This window comes from Croceitalea sp. MTPC5 (assembly GCF_036985505.1).
GTDB lineage: Bacteria > Bacteroidota > Bacteroidia > Flavobacteriales > Flavobacteriaceae > Croceitalea.
In genome coordinates, this window is sequence record NZ_BTGQ01000005.1 from 336681 (window position 1) to 356304 (window position 19624).

Below are 19624 nucleotides of genomic sequence, written 5' to 3' on the forward strand. Positions count from 1 at the left end.
GATGGTTTCCTTTGTTTGATTATTATTCATCCCGTAATGACTCTACCGGGTTCGCAACGGCAGCTTTAACGCTTTGCCAACTTACCGTTAACAAGGTAATTGCCATAACGATTAGACCTGCAAAGACAAAACCTTGCCAATCAATATTGGTCTTATATGCAAAACCCTCAAGCCATTTATTCATGGCATACCAAGAAATAGGGGTTGCTATGGCGAAGGCCAAGGCTACCCATTTCACAAAGTCTTTGTTCAAAAGGGAAAGAATTTGGGTTATCGTTGCACCATTGACCTTTCTAATACCAATTTCTTTCGTCCTGCGTGCCATGGTATAAGAAGCCAGTGCAAAAAGCCCCATGCAAGAAAGCACAACCGCTAGTATTGAGAACCATGTGATCAAAGTATTTACGCGCCTATATTCGTCATAATAAACATTCAATTTTTCATCTGCAAAAAAGTAATCCAAGGTTTGGCCAGGAAACAATTCTTGCCATTTTTCTTTGATGAGGTCGATAACCTGTAACGTAGCTAGTTTTTCCGATCGTACGGTCAAGTAATCCCAATTCATAAGATTTTCTTGTTCTACAAAAAAATGTGCCAAAGGTTGTATGGCACTTTGAACACCTTGATAACTGAAATCATCAATTACCCCGACTACGCGGTATTGGGTTCCGCCTTCCCTGCCTTCTACCAAGATTTGGCCATCTGCTTCGGTATAACCCAGCTGGTCCATGGCCGTTTGATTCAGTACCACGGTATTTTTTAAGGCTGTGGGCTCTTTGTTAAAACCGTGCCCACTTAATACGTCAATCCCAAGGGTTTTAAAATAGTCTTTACCGACATAAGACTTTCTAAGACTGATATCCGCTACAGCACTTTCCCCCATAGGATAAAAAGTGTTGTAGTTTTCATCGTAATCCCCAGGAATGCTTCCTGTAAAATTAACGGACGCTACATATGGGCTTTTCGCCAGTTCTTTCGCGATTACATCAAGTTTACCAGAGGCAATGTCAAGATCACTATGTTTCCAAAAATCGGTTTGGGCAACGATGACATTTTCACTGTCAAATTTGGGGTTCTTGTCAAGCATGAAATCAATTTGTTTCCTGACCAAAATGGTTCCTGAAATCAAAATAATGGCTATAACAAATTGGATGATTACGGATGAATATTTTGAAAGGCCCAATTTGCTTTTTGACGTGTATTTTCCTTGAAGGTTTTCTACTAGTTTACTTCGAGACCAAAGCAATGACGGTACAATACTGGAACACACGCCCACAAAGCCCCAAATACCAAATAGCAATAGACCCAGAAAGTACGGATTGAATGATTGCAGGATCAAATGGGTTTCAAAAAGCACGTTGAATGCAGGGAGTATAAAGGTGCTTAAGATGAAAATACCAAGTAACAACGCAATAAACCCTATTGCGAATGACTCTATCATAATCTGCTGTACCACCTGTTTTTTTGAAGCTCCATGTACTTTTTTCACCCCGATTTCACGAGTTCTTGATAGGGCATTTACAACGGTCAAATTGATAAAGTTGACTATTGCGATACCAATGACCCCCAAGGCTATGATTGCCAAAATTATGATCAAGGTTTGGTTTGATTCTTCTGCCGCATGATATTCTGAAAAAGGCAATAGACCGATTTTGGTAGTATTTTCCCCCACAGGAAGGAAATTTGCCTTAACAATACTTTTAAGCTTGTTTTCAACCACCGATGGTGACGTACCTTCTTGCAGCAAAACATAGGTTTCAGAAAATGTATTGTACCAATCGTGTACCTCTTTGATCCAAGGTGAAATGGTCTCCCCGCTTTCATAAGAGGTAACGATATCAAATTTCACTGACGAATTTTCAGGAATATCGACGACTCCGTTTACGGTCAAGAAAGTATTGTCAAAGCCGATTTGTAATTGTTTGCCCAGAGCGGAAGTGGCACCAAAATATTTTTTGGCAAAGGCCTTGCTTATAACCGCAGTGTACTTTTCATCAAGTACATTTTGCGCGTTTCCTTCTTTAAAGGGGAAACTAAATACTGAAAAAAATCCATGGTCAACATAAAAGACATTTTCCATAAAGGCATTATCACCATGGCTTAACCGATATCCGTCCCAATCAAAGATTCGGGTTCCGTTGACTATTTCAGGAATTTCTTGCTGCATTTGAGGTAGTAACAACCCTTTGGTAGCGGTACTCGTACCATCTTCATAAACTTCTTGGATCCTATAAATATTGGCGAGGTTTTCGTTAAAATGATTGTAAGTCAAATCGTTATAAAGGTAGATCGACAATACCAAGAATGAGGCGATACCCACACCAAGACCGATGGTATTGATTAGAAACGTGCCTTTACTTCGTTTTATGTTCCTAAAAAATAGTTTTAGATTGTGTTTTAGCATAGCACTGGTTTTATTCGTCCCGTAATGATTCCATCGGGTTTGCAACGGCAGCTTGAAAGCTCTGCCAGCTCACCGTAAGTGCAGCAATTACTAGGGCTGCCAACCCTGCCAGGGCAAATATCCACCAGCTTAGGCTTGTCTTATAGGCAAAATCTTGCAACCATTGACTTATGGCATACCAAGAAATTGGAATGGCAAATAGAAAAGCTATGCCAACCCATTTTACAAAATCCTTATTTAAAAGTAGAAGTACCTGCGGAACCGTAGCCCCGTTTACCTTTCGTATCCCAATTTCTTTTTTTCGTTGAACCACCGTGTAAGAGGTTAACCCGAAAAGCCCCATAGAAGCGATTACGATCGCCAAAAAAGTAAATATTTGGAATGTGGCACCAAACGCCTTATCCTCTCTGTATTGTGCTTCAAATTTTTCATCTAAAAAAGTATAGTTAAAGGTGCTTTTTGGAAATAACGCGGACCATTTACCCTCGATTTCGGAAATTACCCCGTTCAGACCTGATGGGGATAAGGCAGTTCGGTTCAATTTGACAAGGATATTGTTCGTATTGGTACGATGCAGTAAAATCATGGGTTCAATACCCGTTTTTAAACCAAAATGGTGGTAATCTTTAATGACACCTGAAATGGTCCAAACCTGATCAAAAAAGCGAACGGTCTTGTTGACGGCGTCTTGCATATTTGAAATACCCATATGTTTGACAAACCGTTCATTCATGACGATGTTATTACTTTGGCCCTTGGCATTATCCAAAAAAGGAACACCGGCCACGAACTGCATATCCATAAGTTCAAAATATTCAGGGCCTACCGAATAATTATACCATATTCTTGAGTCATCTTTCTTGCCGTTCGGAAAAGTAATACCCACACTTGAGTTTAGTTTTTCGTAGGTATCACCGGGATAGGTTTTTGAGAATACGGCGCGTTCCACAAAGGGAAGATCGACCAGTTCGTTCTTCAATGTTTTTAGGTCGTTTTCTACTAGGGAATCTGATTTGGTACCAAATACCGCACCATGTACTGCAATGACCTGATCGATGTCGGCACCAATGGGTTGATTTTGTAAAAACCTTATTTGCTTGTTCACCATTAAAGTGCCGATCAGTAAAACGATCGTTGCCAAAAATTGACCTATAATAAGTCCTTTTCTAATGGTCAGGCCATTGTTAGAGGTGTGTACTTTTCCTTTTAAGGCCTTGGCAGGACTGTAATTGCCCAAAACAAAGGCCGGATATAATCCCGAAAGGAATGCACCAAAAGCGATGAATCCTATTACGGGGAGAAAATCTTTAATGGTAGCAGGGCCTATGGTCAACTCCTTTGCAATAAAACCATTGAATATGGGCAATACGGCCAATACGATCACTATGGCCAGTACAATGGCAGCAAAGTTCACTAACAATGACTCTAGCAGTGATTGTACTATTATTTGTGGTTTCAGGGCGCCGGCTACTTTTCGAATACCTGTTTCCTTTGCACGCTCTAGCGACTTGGCCGTAGATAGGTTGATGTAATTGAGCCATGAAAGCACAATAATGATAAAGGCAATAGCCAATAGAAAACGCACCCTACTTGCGCTACCATTGGCTTCAGCTTCGTAGGGCTTGTTAGAGTATAGGTGAATGTCTTCAAGTGGCTCTATATTATGCCTCTCAAAGGGAAGGCTCTCCACTTTGTGGGCCATGATTTTTTGCTTGAGCGCAACGGCATCGGCCGAGGAATCAAGTTTTATATAGGTAAAATACGTGTTTTGGTTCCAGGTAAACTTCCAGTCACCCTCAAAAATCGACCAGGTATAAAAGCTTTTAAACGAAATTAGGAAGTCATTTTTTAGATGGGTATTGCGCCCATTGTCTTGAAGGATTCCGGTGACGGTAAAAACCGGACCCTTATCATCATTTAGTTTCAAGGTTCTACCAAGTACTTCTTCAGAACCGAAAAGCTTTTGTGCCAACGATGGTGTCAATACTATGGTGTATGGATCGTTCAGGGCATTTTTGACATCCCCTTGTTGTAGTTGGTGGTTAAAGATCTCAAAATAGGAAGGGTCTGCCAAAGACCCCTTGTTGTTGTCGAACAATTCATTATCGGCCATAATGACCACCTCGGTCATGTGTCGAAACCTTACAAAATCCAACACCTCGGGAAACACCTCTTTGAGTGTTGGTCCACTTACAATGTAGGCATTGGCATCACCGGCAACCCATTCCCCTCCTTCTTTATAATCCATGTAAACGCGTTGTACATTTTCGGAACCTTGAAATTTGTCAAAGCTTTTTTCATAGTTTACATAAAGCATGACCAGCACGAATGAAGCGATACCAATGGCCAATCCAAAAATATTGATAAAGGAATATAGCTTATTCTTTAACAAGTATCTGGTGGCGATTTTTAAGAACAGTTTGTACATGATATTTTTTTAGGTCATTGACTTCATTCTTCCCTTAGGGTATCGACAGGATTTTTATTTGCTGCTGAAAGGGTCTGTATACCAACGGTGAATAATGCCAAGGTCATTGCCAAAAAACCTGTTAGAAAAAAGACCATCCAATTGATATCGATTCGATAGGCGAAATCTTGAAGCCATCTCTCCATGGCAAACCAACCAATAGGTATTGATATTAAAGTGGCCAAAGCCACCAGCTTTAAAAATGATTTTGAAAACAACCCAACGATATGAAAATCTGAGGCGCCGAGCACCTTTCTTACCCCAATTTCCTTTGAACGCTGTGCTACTTTATGTGCGATTAGCCCAAAAAGGCCCATACAGGCTATAAAGAGTGCTATTAAAGTGAATACGTTGAAAATTTTTCCAAATCGCTTTTCCGATTTATAAAGTTGGGCATAAGACTCATCCATAAACTGATATTCAAAAGGGATGTTGGGTATGTGGGTCTTCATAGTCCGTTCGATATGTGCCAGGGTGTTATCCAAATCATCCATGGTTACTTTTATCGCAATATTGCTGCTGTAAAAACTTCGCGATTTGGTTCGGTAACCAATGAACATGGGTTCTATGGAAAGCTGAAAAGGCTGAAAATGAAAATCTTGTATGACACCTATTACCTTTTTTCCGTTGAATAGTTTTCCTATGGCATTGGACCATCCCAAGGCTTTTACGGCAGATTCGTTTATTAAGATACTCTCTGTCTGGTCGGTTGGAAATTCTTCCGAGAAATTTCGGCCGGCCACTAATTTCATCTCAAAAAGACTTACGTAATCATCATCAATATAATTGCGATAGGCGAACAATTTTTCATTACCCGAGTTACCTTCCCAATCTTCAATAATCGTCTGATCTTCAGTGGTAAGGGGCATATTATTGGTCAGGGCAACGCGTTGTATCTGGGGGTGCTTTAACAATTCATCTTTTATAACCGCATTTTTATCATAAAAATCTACTTTTTGGTAAGGTATATATACGATTTGCCCTTTAGAATACCCCAGTTTTTTATTTTGGATAAAGTCAAGCTGTTGATAGACCACAACACTTGCGATGGCCAGAACAATTGCGGCGGCAAATTGGCCAACCACTAAGGCATTTCTTAAAAAAGCACCATCTTTACTTTTGAACTTCACGCCTTTTAGTGCCTTGATGGGCGCGATGGCCGAAGCCAAAAATGCAGGATATAGCCCGGAAATAATGCCAATGCCCAATGCTACAATGAACAATAATAAGAACAAGCCGGTCTTACCTGAGAAGCTCTGTGAAATGGCCGATCCGATGATATTGTTGAATATAGGTAAAAGCAAAAGGGATAAAAGGGAGGCCAGTAAGAAACTGAACAAGGTTACCAATAATGATTCAGAAATAAACTGATTTATAAGATGCTTTTTCTTGGCGCCTAAAACTTTGCGTACACCAACTTCCTTAGAGCGGCTAGAGGCCCTTGCCGAGGCTAGATTCATGTAATTGACACCTGCCAACAATACTATGATAAGTGCTATGGTGGCAGACAGGTAAATGTATCGAATATCACTTGTCGGGCCTATCTCAAAGTTGATTTGCGAGTGCAAGCGAATATCTTTAAGGGGTTGTAAATAGTACTCTGCCCTGAATGGAAACTGTTTGTATGCCGGTATGGTGTACACCTTTAAAGCGTCCATTTTTTTATTGAACAAGGTATAATCATATCCTTTTGGCAAAACTATATAAGCGTAGTAGTTATTGCTTGCCCAAGAATCACTGTTTTGATAATACCTGTAGTTCTTATATGAAGTGATGTAATCAAAACTAAAATGCTGGTTATTCGGCACATCGCTTACGATTCCTTTTACCGTTAAAAGTCCGTCGTTTTCAAGTTTTATCGTTTTTCCTATCGCAGGGGTATTTCCAAAGTGCTTCTTTGCCATGGATTCGGTAAGGATCACACTTTTGGGATCTTCCAGTGCTTTTTCACCGATACCTTCAATGATATTGTAATCAAAGACGTTGAATAATTCCCCATCTGAAAAAAGACCCTGTGCATAAAAGGTCTTGGTACCTATGCGAAGAAGGGTCTCGTCGCGGGTAAGGGTGGTGGCCTCTTCAACTTCAGGAAATTGATTTTTCAATGTTTCCGCCAAGGGTCTGGGTGCAAGGGCAAACCGATCCGTCCCCTTAAACTCATTGCCCCTTTGAATCATGGAGACCCGATAGATACGGTCTGCTTTTTCATGTTGACCATCATAGCTTAGTTCGTATTGAATGTAAAGTGCTATCAATATGAAACAGGTAAGACCGACCGTCATGCCGGCAAGGTTGATGAATGAGAAGAAACGATGCTTTACCAAGCTTCTAAATCCAATCTTGATGTAGGTAGTTATCATGTGTTCCTTAAGTCTTTTGGCTGGCTGTTTAGCCGTTAGGTAGGGCAAAGAGTCGTTGAAAATGGTATCGCCTACAACTAAAGTGTTCGATTTTCATGCCAAAAATATAAGTGTCTAAAAATTAGATTCTTATAACAAGAAAGGACTCAAAAAGTGTAAAATATTTGGACAAATTATGTACAAAATATTGACACGGTTCCCTTGAAGGTATATTTATTTCTTGGTGTTTGGTTATTCTATTTTTAAGCTTTTTACAGGGTTGGCCAAAGCTGATTTCAGGGTTCTAGTACCGATGGTCAAAACCGCTATGAGCAGTGCCAAGACACCAGAAAGGGCGAAGAAATGCCAACTTAAATCAACACGGTTCGCATAATTCTCAAGCCATTCATTGGCAAACCACCAAGCTATTGGGGTAGCTATGAAAAAGGCGATAACGACCAGCTTTACGAAATCTTTGGTCAGTAAGTAGGTCACCGACAGTATACTGGCCCCTATTACCTTTCGAATACCGATTTCTTTGGTACGCAGGTTTGTAATCAACATTGACATGGCGAACAACCCAACACAACTCAAGAGTATGGCAATTATTGAACCACTTGTGATGAGGGCGGCCATGGTTTTTTCCCTTTTAAAGGTCCTGTCTACATTTTCATCTAGAAAAGAACCTAAAAATTCGGCATTGGGCTCAATTTTTTTGTAAGTATCCTCAACAAATGAAAAAGACTTGGCCATATTTGAAGAAGCTACTTTAACATAGGCATAGTAAAGTACTTCTTCCTTATCCAAGAAAAACGTGAGGGGTTCGATATTTTTTGAAATATCTTGAAAGTTGTAATCCTTGACCACCCCGATTATTGGATAACTCAAGCTATCACTAATAGGAAGGCGTGCGGTCAATGGATGGTCTTCGCCAAGTTCTTTGGCCATACTTTCATTGATGATTACGGATTGGGTATCACTTTCTCGTGAAATATCAAAACCTCGACCTTTTACAAATTCCAGCCCCAAGGTTTTGGCATAGTCGTAATCAACCACTAAACTATTGGTACGAACACTTTTACCCTTGTAATCAAAGCCCCAGACACTGGAATATTGGCTGCCGTCCCTTCCTCTTCCGAGATTGTTATCAGCAGCGGTGACCGCCATGATATCGGGGTTGTTGGTTAGCGCTTCACGAAGTAGTTTAACCACGTCATGGCTATTCTTTTTACCATTTAGCGGAAAGGAAAGTACCTGCTCTTTGTCATAGCCCAAATCTTTATTGCGCATGTAATCAAGCTGTCCATTGAGCACCAATGTACCACTGATCAAAAGAATCGCAATACCGAACTGCAGTACGATAAGGGCATCGCGCAAACGATTTTTGCCAGAGGAACCCAATTTCCCCTTTAAGGATTGGATGGTGGATAAACGACTTAACAGCAGCGCAGGGTACCCACCTACGATAAGTGATAAGATTAAGATGAAAAGCAGTGCGGTAAGCAGCAATTGGGGCGATAACAGAACATCAAATGTAGCATTGGTTCCGAATAAGGCTTGAAATTTGTCTTTTAGCAATACGCTTAATAGTATTCCCAAACCCAGTGAAATACCAAAAACGATTAGGCTTTCTCCCCAAAACTGTGAAAAAAGCTGGCGTTTTTCCGCCCCGAGCGTTTTGCGCATGCCAATTTCCCTAAGTCGCTGTGAGCTTTTGGCAATGCTCATGTTAACAAAATTGACACAGGCAATGAATAAAATAAGTAAGGCTACCCCTAAAACTAGATATACTTTTGCCCTACTGATTTCAACGAAACCTTTTCTATAATCAACAAAACGCATATCCCTTACAGGTAACAGCCCCAGTTGGGCAAAATCACCATTTGCATTAGGAAGCGCCCCATCACGTTTTAGGTTTTCAATGGCCCCTGCATAATGTTGATTGGTAAAGCCCCTACTATTTTCTTCGAACATTTTCGACGTGACCTGTTCTTGTAACTGAAGAAAAACCTCATGATATTGGGCATTCCAAAGTTCTTTGGTTTCCTCATATTCGGGATTCTTCTTAAAAGGCAGGGCGATATCATAGCTGATGGAACTTTGGTCGGGCTCGTCAGCAGAAACCGCCTTTACCGTAAAAGGTACATTTTCACCATTGATCAAAACGGTAATGGTTTTTTCGATGGGGTCGGTATCACCAAATAATTTTACTGCGGTACTTTCCGTAATCACGACTGAAGAGATTTCTTCAAGGGAATTTTGCCGCGTTCCTTTTATCATCGGAAAACTGAACATCTCAAAAAAATCGGCATCAACATAAATAGCGTCCAGACCAAGCTCTTTTTCTTTATAGATGGTCAAGGCCTCTTCTTCAAGAAAGCGGGTTATTTTGTCTACCCCGGGCACTTCGGATCTTAGGGCTTCGGCAAAGGGTGTTGGCTGACTGGTGCCTACTTCCGTTCCTTTTGGGGTTTGCCAGGTAATATGGGCCTGATAGAGCCGTTCACCGTTTTTATGGAATTTGTCAAAAGAAAGTTGGTGTAGGGAATCCATGGTCAGTAGGGTGGCTACACCAAAGGCCACGGATAGTCCTAAAATTCCGATTATGGTAAAAAGTCTGTTTTTCCAAAGGTTTCGTAAGGCGACTTTCAAATAGTTCTTGATCATGGTGGTATGTTTTTATTCTTCTCGTAATGCTTTGATAGGGTTCGCCATAGCCGCTTTTACGGATTGGAAACTACAGGTTGCCATGGCAATGAAAAGAGTGCCCAGACCACCCAACAGAAACATCCATACCGAAGGTTGAATGCGGTAGGTGAAATTTGTTAACCATTCACCCATGAAAAAATACACCACCGGTGATGCGATTACGAACGAAAGCGTAACCAGTCTGACATATTCTTTTGAGAAAAAGAATATGTTCTCTTGTAGCGAAGCACCTAAAACTTTTCGAATTCCAATTTCCTTTCTTTTCCGTGACACGATGAATGACATTAAGCCAAAAAGACCAAGACAACCAATCAAGATGGAAAGGATTGAAAAAGTCGTAAACCCCTTGAAGATCAAATTCTCGACCGTGTATTCCTTGGCGATGGCGTCATCTAAAAACTGGACCTTATAAATCGCATCCGTATAGGAGTCTTCCCAAGCATCCTTTACTTTGTCTAGCGCATCGTATGTCGGGCCGCTTGTCTTTATAAAGGCGTTGCTTTGATAGTACGTCCAGTTCAAGATGATACAGGGCGAAATATCGTATTGCAATGGGTTGTTATGAAAATCTTTTATCACTCCTACTATCGATGCCTGCCCCTCATTGATCTGAATTTTCTTTCCAATGGCCTCAGCAGGGCTCCATCCATATGATTTTAAAAAGGTCTCATTGACTATGAATTCATCGAACGCCTCTTTGTTTGAGATAAAATTACGGCCGGCCAGCAATTCAAGATCAAAAAAATCAAGATAATTGACATCCCCAATTTTCATTTCAGCATTCAATGACTCTTCTTGAGGTTGTTCTGGCAACTTATAATTGGTGCCCAACTGAATTCCATTTACCGCCATTGGTGGCCCTGATCCAAACGAAACCTGTGAAACCCTTGATTCAGCGCGTAGCTTCCCTTCATAAACAACAGCCTTTTCTTGATTTGGCGAAGGTGTTATGACTACGGCCTCGCTATGAAAACCCAATTCACTGTTCTTAAAATGATGCATTTGAAAAGCCAGAATGATTGCGGCAATCACAAACAGCTGCACGATTACGAACTGAAGGGTGACCAATGCCTTTCTCAAGCTGATTTTAGCACCTTTTGTGGTATTGAATTTAGCATTCAATGCTTGAATGGGCTTAAATGCCGATAAGACTACTGCGGGGTATATGGCAGCTAAGGTTAGCGCCAGCACAACAGCAGTTAGCAGGTATAGGAAATGTTTGGATTGAAATTTTAAATGAAGCGTGATTACTGATAAATTCTGGTTAAGAAATTCTATCAGACCTTGAATTATAAAGAGTGACAGTACTGCAGCAGCCACGATTACAAAAGCGTTCTCAAAAACAAATCGCACGATTAGGTGTAGTTGATTACTGCCCATAACTTTTCGAATACCTACTTCTTTAGCCCTTGAATGTGATTGGGCGGTCACGAGGTTTACAAAATTGATTAAGGCAATCAGCAGTATGAACAATGAGATATAAGTTGCGATGGTCAATATGTTCTTGGGCATGATATACCCACCGGGACTACCACCATAAAGGGTTTCGTTATGAATGTCACCTAAGGGCTGCAAGTGGTATGAAATACGCTTGTCATCTTGGGCGTTCAAGTATTTTTTCTTCCAAGAATCGATTTTTGATTCAAGAGGTGTTTTTTGGGCTATATCGTTCAAGACCAAATAGGTAGTTCCCTGATAATTGCCTGACCAATTTGCAGAAAAATAGGGATTATTGACCTTGAAAAACTCATAGGGAATCAGCATATTGTATTGATGGTCGGTATTCCCTTTCGGGTTTTCAATCACCCCAGTCACGGTCAGGGGATCTTTACTTTGTAATAATATGGTCTTACCAAGGGCATCTTGATAATTTTTGGATGAAAGGCCAAAGTAGCGTTGCGCCAGTTTTTTTGTCAGCACCACAGAGGCCATTTCCTTTAATGCCGTGTTTTGGTCACCGGCGAGCCATTCCATATCAAAAACTTTCGGATATTGGGCATCAACAAAAAGCACGCCCGGTTCTTCAAATAAGTTCTGGTTGTTGACTGGATCCCCAATTTTAAAAACCCGACTTACCGGTCCTGAAATTTGGGTGATGGTCTTGATTTCTGGAAAATCAGTTCGAAGCGCCTCTGCCAATGGATACGCCGTAGTATTCCAATAGAGGGTTTCATTGGGCAATTTGTTGTGTTGGACCACGCGGTAGGTGGTGTCCGATTTTTCGTGAAAGGTATCAAATGTCGATTCGTATTCCACAAAAATCAAAATAACGATACAAACACTGAAACCAAGGGTAAGCCCCAAGATATTTATAAAAGAACTTGAACTGTTTTTTATCAGGTTGCGCCAAGCAATTTTCAAATAGTTTTTAAACATAATGGTTCTTTTTTTGATTATTCGGTTCGAAGGCTTTTTACAGGGTTGGCCATAGCGGATGCAATTGCTTGATAGGCCACTGTTAACAGTGTAATTAGTATCGCGATGAGGCCTGTTGCTACATATATGCTCCAATCTATCGTGATACGATAGGCGAAATTTTGAAGCCATGAATTCATCAATAATAGGGATATAGGTATGGCAATAAAAAAGGCAATTAGAACTGTTTTTAGAAAATCTCTGGTCAACAGAATGACCATTTTATTAACCGGAGCACCCAGAACCCTACGAATGCCTATTTCCTTTGTTTTTTGCTGAGTTACTATTGCGGCCAATCCGAAAAGCCCAAAAGAAGCCAATAAAACTGCAATGATGGAAAAGTAATTTATTGTTTTTCCTAAACGAAACTCAGTTTTGTACATTCTATCAAAACGCTCGTCCAAGAATTGATATTCAAAGGGATAAGAGGAGTACTTTGAAAATGTATCCTCTAAAATTTTCATAGTCTGTGATAATTGATCAGGATTTATCTTCACTGAGATGACCCTTGAATAGTTGGTCAAACTTATCATTAGTGGTTCTACTTTGCTATGAAGCGAGTGCATATTGAAATCTTTGACAACCCCGATTACCGTTTCAGTACCATTATGGTCAAAGTGTTTTCCAATGGCTTCTTCTGGATTCCAACCCAAGTTTTTTGCCGCGGTCTCATTTATAATATAACCTTCTTCTAAATCAGTTCCATAATCCGTAGAGAAGTTTCTACCGGCCAAAAGCTTTATGTTAAAAACATCTAAGTAATCAAAATCAACACGGGTATGGTAAATGGCCAAGTCATCTTCTGGGCTACCACCTTCTTCATCATTAATAATCGTGCTTGATTGTATATTATTAGGAAGCCCGTTTGATGAGGTGACCCCTAAAATTGCAGCATTTGAAATGAGGTCATTTTTAATTGATTGCATATTGTTTTGAACTGCTTTTTCCCTAATAGGAATAGTAACAATGTGATTTTTGGTGTACCCAAGGTCTTTGCTTCTAACATATGACATTTGCTGAAACACTACAATACCACCCACTACCAATACAAATGAGGCAACGTATTGACAGCTAATAAGGGTTTTTTGAACGGTTAGGCCTTTTTGAATTTTTGAAGGGTTCCCTTTAAGAATTTGACTTGGCCTCAATGAAGAAACCACGATAGCAGGATATATGCCCGACAGTAAAGAGACTATTGCCAATAATAAAAGTATTCCTAAAATATAAGTAGGCTTCAATAAGGTTTGAAAATCGAGGGTACGTTCAATAAGCTCGTTGAAAGAAGGTAGAAGAAGGTAGCTGGTACCAATGGCGATTATTAAGGCAAGTATTGAGAATAACATTGACTCGCCTAAAAGTTGTACCATGATTTGCTTTTTATGGGCACCTATAACTTTTCTAACACCAACTTCCTTCATCCTTTTTACTGAACGGGCAACGGAGAGGTTAATGTAATTGATACATGCCAAGAGCAAAATAATAATGGCAATGAGCAACATGATTCCCACAAAGGTCTTGTTCCCCCGAATACCGATGTCACCGTTGATATTTGAGCTAAAATGTAAATCTGATAAAGGCTGTACGAAGTACTCATTACGAAAGGGGTAGCTATCATCTTGTTGGTATTTTGCTAAAAAGGACGGGAATTTTGATTCGAGCATGCCGCTAGTAGTACCATTTGCCAATGTCATAAAAACATAGGGGGAGTTGTTCATCCATTTTTGCTTTTGATAGTTCTCATCAAGGGCGATATTAAATACAAAGTCATAATTGAAGGAAACATGATCGGGGGGACTTTTAATAATACCCGTTACCTGAAAGGTTTGGCCATCTAAAAAAATCGTTTCGCGGAATACATCCACTTTCCCAAAGTATTTTTTTGCTAGCTTTTCTGTAAGCACAATACCATTGATCTCGTTTAGTGCGACATCGGCATTCCCTAGTAAAAAATGGCTTCTGAAAACCTTGAAAAAACTACTTTCAGCTTTAAGCCCTATTTCTTCAGAAAAATTTTTGTCATGGGTGTTTATGAGTGCATAGTGGGGTTGCAAAGCCACAGCTTCCTCAACTTCTGGAAACTCTTCTTTCATGGTTTTTGCCAAGGGTGCAGGCATTGAAGCGTACAGCTCACTTCCTAAATATTCGTTGCCATGTTGTTGCTGATATACCCTGTAGATGTTTTCATGGTTTTCGTAATAGGTATTGAACGATCTTTCATATGAGATATAGAGTACCATCACAATGAAACAACTTATACCCGCGGCCAGACCTCCAATATTTATGAAGGAATATAATTTTTGCTTAAAAAGATTTCTCCAGGCAATTTTCAAATAGTTTTTAAACATAATGGTTCTTTTTTTGATTATTCTGACCGAAGGCTTTTTACTGGGTTGACATTTGCTGCCTTCAAAGCTTGTGAACTTATGGTCAGCCATGCAATAATCAGTGATAGTACGGATGCGCTTATGAAGATCCAGATACTTAAATCGATTGTATAAGCAAATTGGGCCAACCATTGCTTCATAAAAAAGAAGGAGAGCGGTAGCGCGATTATGATTGACGCCAATACCAGACTGATAAAATCTTTGGAAAACAGTAGCATAATATTCGATGCCGATGCACCAAGTACTCTTCGAATACCAATCTCTTTAATTCTACGTTCAGCCGTAAAGGCCGCTAGGCCAAAAAGCCCTAAGCAAGAAATGAGGATGGCAAAACCAGCAAGGTAGGAAGACAATGCGCCTACTCGCTTTTCAGATTCGTAAAGTGCTTGGTAGCTTCTGTCTAAAAAAGCGTAATCAAATGTATATCCAGGGGCAAATTGTTGGTAAAGTGATTTGATTCTGGCTAGAGCTTCTTTTTCTCGACCTGCTGCTAACCTGGCTGCGACGGTCCAGGTATTCTCTAGGTGAAAGTAGGCAGGCTTCACAGGCTCATGAAGCGAGGTATAGTGAAAGTCTTTCAGTATGCCGATAACTTCGAGGTTAAAACCTTCTGAAAGCTGAATCTTTTGTCCTATGGCCTCTTTAGCAGCGAACCCCATAACCTTTGCAGCTGCTTCATTGATGATTATTTTGGTGCTGTCAGTTGCAAGCTCTTGGGTAAACCATCTCCCTTCCGCCATTTGAAACCTCATCGTTTCATAGAAGTCGTAGTCTACAAAGAACCGTTCAAAAACAATGCGTTCTTCTGGTGATTTTCCGCTCCATTCCAAGCCAGGGTTTGAGCTTACCTGCCCCAGCAAACTATGACTTGTGCCACCAGCATGTACTACTCCAGGTATTTTTTTCAGCTCATTGAAGAAAGCCGCTCTTTGAGCTGGTATACCCCCATCTTGACGGAATAAAATGACGTTATCTTTATCGTATCCAAGATGTTTCGTATTTAGGTATTGGGTTTGGCGATGAATGACAACGACCCCAACGATGAGTATAATCGTGATTGTAAATTGAAAAATGACCATACCTTTTCTTACCCAAATTTCGCCTAAAGAGTTCTTGATCTCACTTTTCAAAACTTGTATTGGCCTAAAATGGGTAAGGTAAAACGCCGGATAGCTACCCGCAAGAATGCCTGTAACAAACACCGTAGCAATTGAAATGGCAACCAGTTCAGGTGTCATTGATAGTATAATGTTCTTATTAGTGATTTCATTGAAGGGGGAAAGTAGCATTGAAACCAACACATAAGACATGAGCATTGAGAAGAAAGAGACTAAGATGGCTTCTCCAATGTACTGGCGAATCAGTCCGCTCCGACCGGCGCCCACCGTCTTGCGGATGCCAACCTCATGGGCTCGCTTAGTGGCGCGTGCAGTCGAAAGGTTCATGAAATTGATGCAGGCGATGACCAATATGAAGATAGCAATCAGCGAAAATAACCTGACGTATACTATGCGACCTCCATCCAGAACCCCGTTTGTGTACCTTCCTTGCAGGTATTGATCAGAGTACTTTTTGAGGAAAAGCTCTGAATTGCCATTCGCGACCTTAGATTTGACGTATCCCGAAATTTTCTCAGACGTAACGTCAGAACTTATTCCATCTTCTAAGACAACATAAGTAAGTGGTCCGGTATTGGCCCAGTCGTTTGCCCACACTGCTTGATCTAGAAAGTCTTGAAGGGGAAGTACAAAATCAAAGATATAGGTCGATTTTCTGTTGATATTTTCAAAAACCCCGGTAACGGTAAAGTCCCTATCTTCTCCATAACGTAAGGTTTTGCCCATTGCTTTGGTTGCATCGCCAAAAAGCTTTTTGGCCAGATTTCTAGAAATACAGATGGATGTTTTATCATTGAGAACCGTATTGGGGTCGCCTAAAATAAGGGGGTATGTGAAAATATTGAAAAAGTCTTTCCCTGCGTGATAACCACTTTCCCTTACAAAGATATTTTCATATGATAATAGCGAGGGGTAGATCCAAGTGGTTGTTGTCGCGTATTGAACATCAGGAAAGTCGGCCTTAAGTGACTCGCCCAAAAGACCAGGTGTACCAGTGGATACAGACTTGTCATTAGCGTATGTCTCTAGCATCATCACCTGATAGAGCCGGTCATCTTTTTCGTGAAATTTATCGATAGAGAACTCATCCTGTACCCATAAATAAATGAAGAAAGCGCATGTCAAACCTGTGGTCAGTCCAATAACGTTGATTAATAAACTGGTCTTATACTTTTTAAAACTTCGCAATGCAATTGTTAGGTTGTGTTTTAACATGATACTTGTTTTAATAATTATTCCACTTTCAGATGTTTTTTTAATTGGTTATTCGGTTCGCAAACTTTTAATGGGGTCGATAACCGCAGCCTTTATACTCTGATAGCTTACGGTTAAAACAGCGATCGCCAGGGCCAATAGCCCCGCTAAAGCCAAGACCCACCATGGGATTTCTATACGATATGAAAAGTCTTGTAACCATTTGTTCATAACATACCACCCTAACGGTAGTGATATAAGTATGGCCACCCCGACCATTTTTATAAAATCGGTAGTTAGCTTGTAGGTTATTTGACCAATACTGGCCCCCAAAACTTTGCGTATGCCGATTTCTTTGGTTCGTTTCTGGGCGTTAAAGGCCGCCAGGCCAAAAAGCCCTAGACAGGCTATTAGAATTGATAGTATGGAAAAAACCATAAAAATCTTGCCTAACCGCTGTTCGGCCTCATAAACGGTATTGAAAGAATCGTCCATAAAGCGGTAGTTAAAAGGCTGGCCAGGAGCGAGTTTTGCCCAAATATCCTCAATACCGGCGATAGTATTCGAAAAGTCCCCGGCATTCAATTTCACGGCCATGTTTCCGGTAGACCTTCTCATCGAAAGGCACAGGGCATCAATATCTTCACGAAGTGATTCGTAATGAAAATTCTTGACCACACCAATGATGGTATAGAAGGTCGGACTTTCTAGATCGATATCTTGTGAAATTCTTATGCCTAGGGCCTCTTCGGCACCCACACCCAACACCGGTAGCGCCGACTCGTTGATAACCACTGCGGTAGAATCCGTACCGAAGCGGTCGTCAAAATTACGCCCAGCTACGAGTTCCATATTTAAGGTCGGAATATAATCTTCGTCAACATTCCAGATTTGCATTTGAATGGCATTTTCCTGTTCCCGTGAACCTTCCTTAAAAAAAGAACTATTCGACCGTGCGGAAGGTGTCGGTAAAAAACTGCTCAGGGTGGCACTTTGAACCTTTCCCAGTTTGACTACCTCTTCTTTGAAGGTATAAACCTGATCCCCTGCGGCAAAGGTGTCGTCGATTAATACTATCTGGTCTTTTGTAAAACCAAGATCTTTACCTTGTATAAAATTCAATTGTTGGTAAACCACCAATGTGGCAATGATTAGAAAAACCGAAATGGCAAATTGAAATATGACCAATGCATTTCGTATGCCTCCGCCACCTGCATCTTTTTGTCCGCCGCCTTTCAGAGTTTTTACCGGCATAAAACGCGACATGAAAAAAGCAGGATAACTTCCTGAGAAAAGGCCCAACAAAACAGTTGCAAGTAGTATGATCAACCAGAAAAAGGGACGCTCATAGGGGATGGAAATCGACTTGCCTGAAACGTCGTTGAAAAAAGGAAGTGCGACCAAGGCGAGCATGAAAGCCAAAAGCAATGAAATGAAGGAAATCAACCCCGATTCGGTCAAAAACTGACGTACCAAGTCCAATTTATTTGAACCCAAAGTTTTGCGGATACCAACCTCTTTAGCCCTTTTTAAGGAGTGTGCGGTTGAGAGGTTCATAAAATTGACACTGGCCAAGACTATCAAGAACAGTGCGATAAACGAAAGTATATAGACGTTTTGAATGCTACCATTGGCACTCATCTCAGATTGTCTATTAGAGTAAAGATGAATATCCGTAAGGGGCATGGAGTGGTACCTGTAGTAATTTCCTGCCGCTGCGAATGACTCCATGGTAAGGCCTGGAAAGACTTGTTGCGCCCATGGCAGCAGATATTTTTCAAGTATTGACTGTAGCGGAGCTTGAAAATCTTCAATCCTGGCCGTTGGTATGAGTTTAATAAAGGTGTAGTAATTGGTATTGCCCCAAACGCTTTCACGGGAATCCGCTAAGCCTGCCATGGCCATAAAGACACTATGGTCCCTTAAGAAAGAATTTTTTGGCAGATCATCGATTACCCCTGTTACGGTAAAGGTGTCTGTGTTATCTAAAATAAGACGTTGACCAATCGCGTTTTTTACGCCAAAATGTTTTTCGGCAGCCGTTTTGGTCAATACCAAGGTATTGGGCCGGGTCAGGGCGCTCTTTGTGTCACCGACCAATAATTTGATTCCGAAAAAATCGAAGAAAGTCGAATCAACAAACGTCGCCCTAAGCTCTTTTGAGTTGGGTTGCGCATCACTTTTTTTTAAGAGCATACTCCCTTGATCTCGAAACCGTACCGTGGTCTCTACCTGTGGAAAATCACGGAGTAACGTCTGTGCCATCGGGGCCGACGTCTGTGAAGCGTCAATTTCTGCTCCGCCGAACTTGATGTCCGCATCTATTCGATAAATGCGATCGGCATCTGCAAACATCTTATCAAAGGTAAGTTCGTCGTATATGAACAGTGAGATCAATAAGGCACCTGCCATACCTACTGCCAGGCCAAAAGTGTTTAAAAAGGTGAAGAAGGGCTGTTTTTTTAGGCTTCTCCATGCGATTTTGATATAGTTTTTAAACATGGTTTTTCGTTTTAGTTTCCGTATTAGCTCCTTTGAGGGATGGATATGGAGTTGGTCATATTTTATTAGTTGTTTCTGTTCTCCCTTTTGGG

The 19624-nt window shown here is 40.8% G+C and carries 8 protein-coding genes; all 8 read right to left on the reverse strand.

Features of this window, described 5'->3' with window-relative positions; translation table 11 throughout:
* Positions 1–22 precede the first annotated feature (22 nt).
* Complete coding sequence (locus AACM45_RS16695) at positions 23–2404, reverse strand: ABC transporter permease (RefSeq protein ID WP_339144152.1); 2382 nt, start codon at positions 2402–2404, stop codon at positions 23–25.
* A gap of 10 nt (positions 2405–2414) precedes the next feature.
* Positions 2415–4832, reverse strand: coding sequence for an ABC transporter permease (locus AACM45_RS16700; RefSeq protein ID WP_339144153.1), 2418 nt, complete (start codon positions 4830–4832; stop codon positions 2415–2417).
* A gap of 23 nt (positions 4833–4855) precedes the next feature.
* Positions 4856–7231: an ABC transporter permease gene (locus AACM45_RS16705; RefSeq protein ID WP_339144154.1), complete on the reverse strand. Its 2376-nt coding sequence runs from the start codon at positions 7229–7231 to the stop codon at positions 4856–4858.
* 231 nt (positions 7232–7462) lie between these two features.
* On the reverse strand, positions 7463–9877 hold the full coding sequence (locus AACM45_RS16710; protein ID WP_339144156.1) for an ABC transporter permease: 2415 nt from the start codon (positions 9875–9877) through the stop codon (positions 7463–7465).
* A gap of 12 nt (positions 9878–9889) precedes the next feature.
* Complete coding sequence (locus AACM45_RS16715) at positions 9890–12295, reverse strand: ABC transporter permease (protein WP_339144157.1); 2406 nt, start codon at positions 12293–12295, stop codon at positions 9890–9892.
* A gap of 17 nt (positions 12296–12312) precedes the next feature.
* Positions 12313–14679 carry an ABC transporter permease gene (locus AACM45_RS16720; RefSeq protein WP_339144158.1) on the reverse strand — a complete coding sequence of 789 codons (2367 nt, stop codon included), beginning with the start codon at positions 14677–14679 and terminating at the stop codon, positions 12313–12315.
* Positions 14680–14696: 17 nt separating this feature from the next.
* Entirely contained in the window at positions 14697–17051 is a 2355-nt protein-coding gene (locus tag AACM45_RS16725; protein WP_339144159.1) for an ABC transporter permease, read from the reverse strand.
* Between the two features lie 48 nt (positions 17052–17099).
* The gene (locus AACM45_RS16730; protein ID WP_339144161.1) at positions 17100–19532 is read right to left on the reverse strand and encodes an ABC transporter permease; all 2433 of its coding nucleotides are present in this window, start codon (positions 19530–19532) and stop codon (positions 17100–17102) included.
* Positions 19533–19624 lie beyond the last annotated feature (92 nt).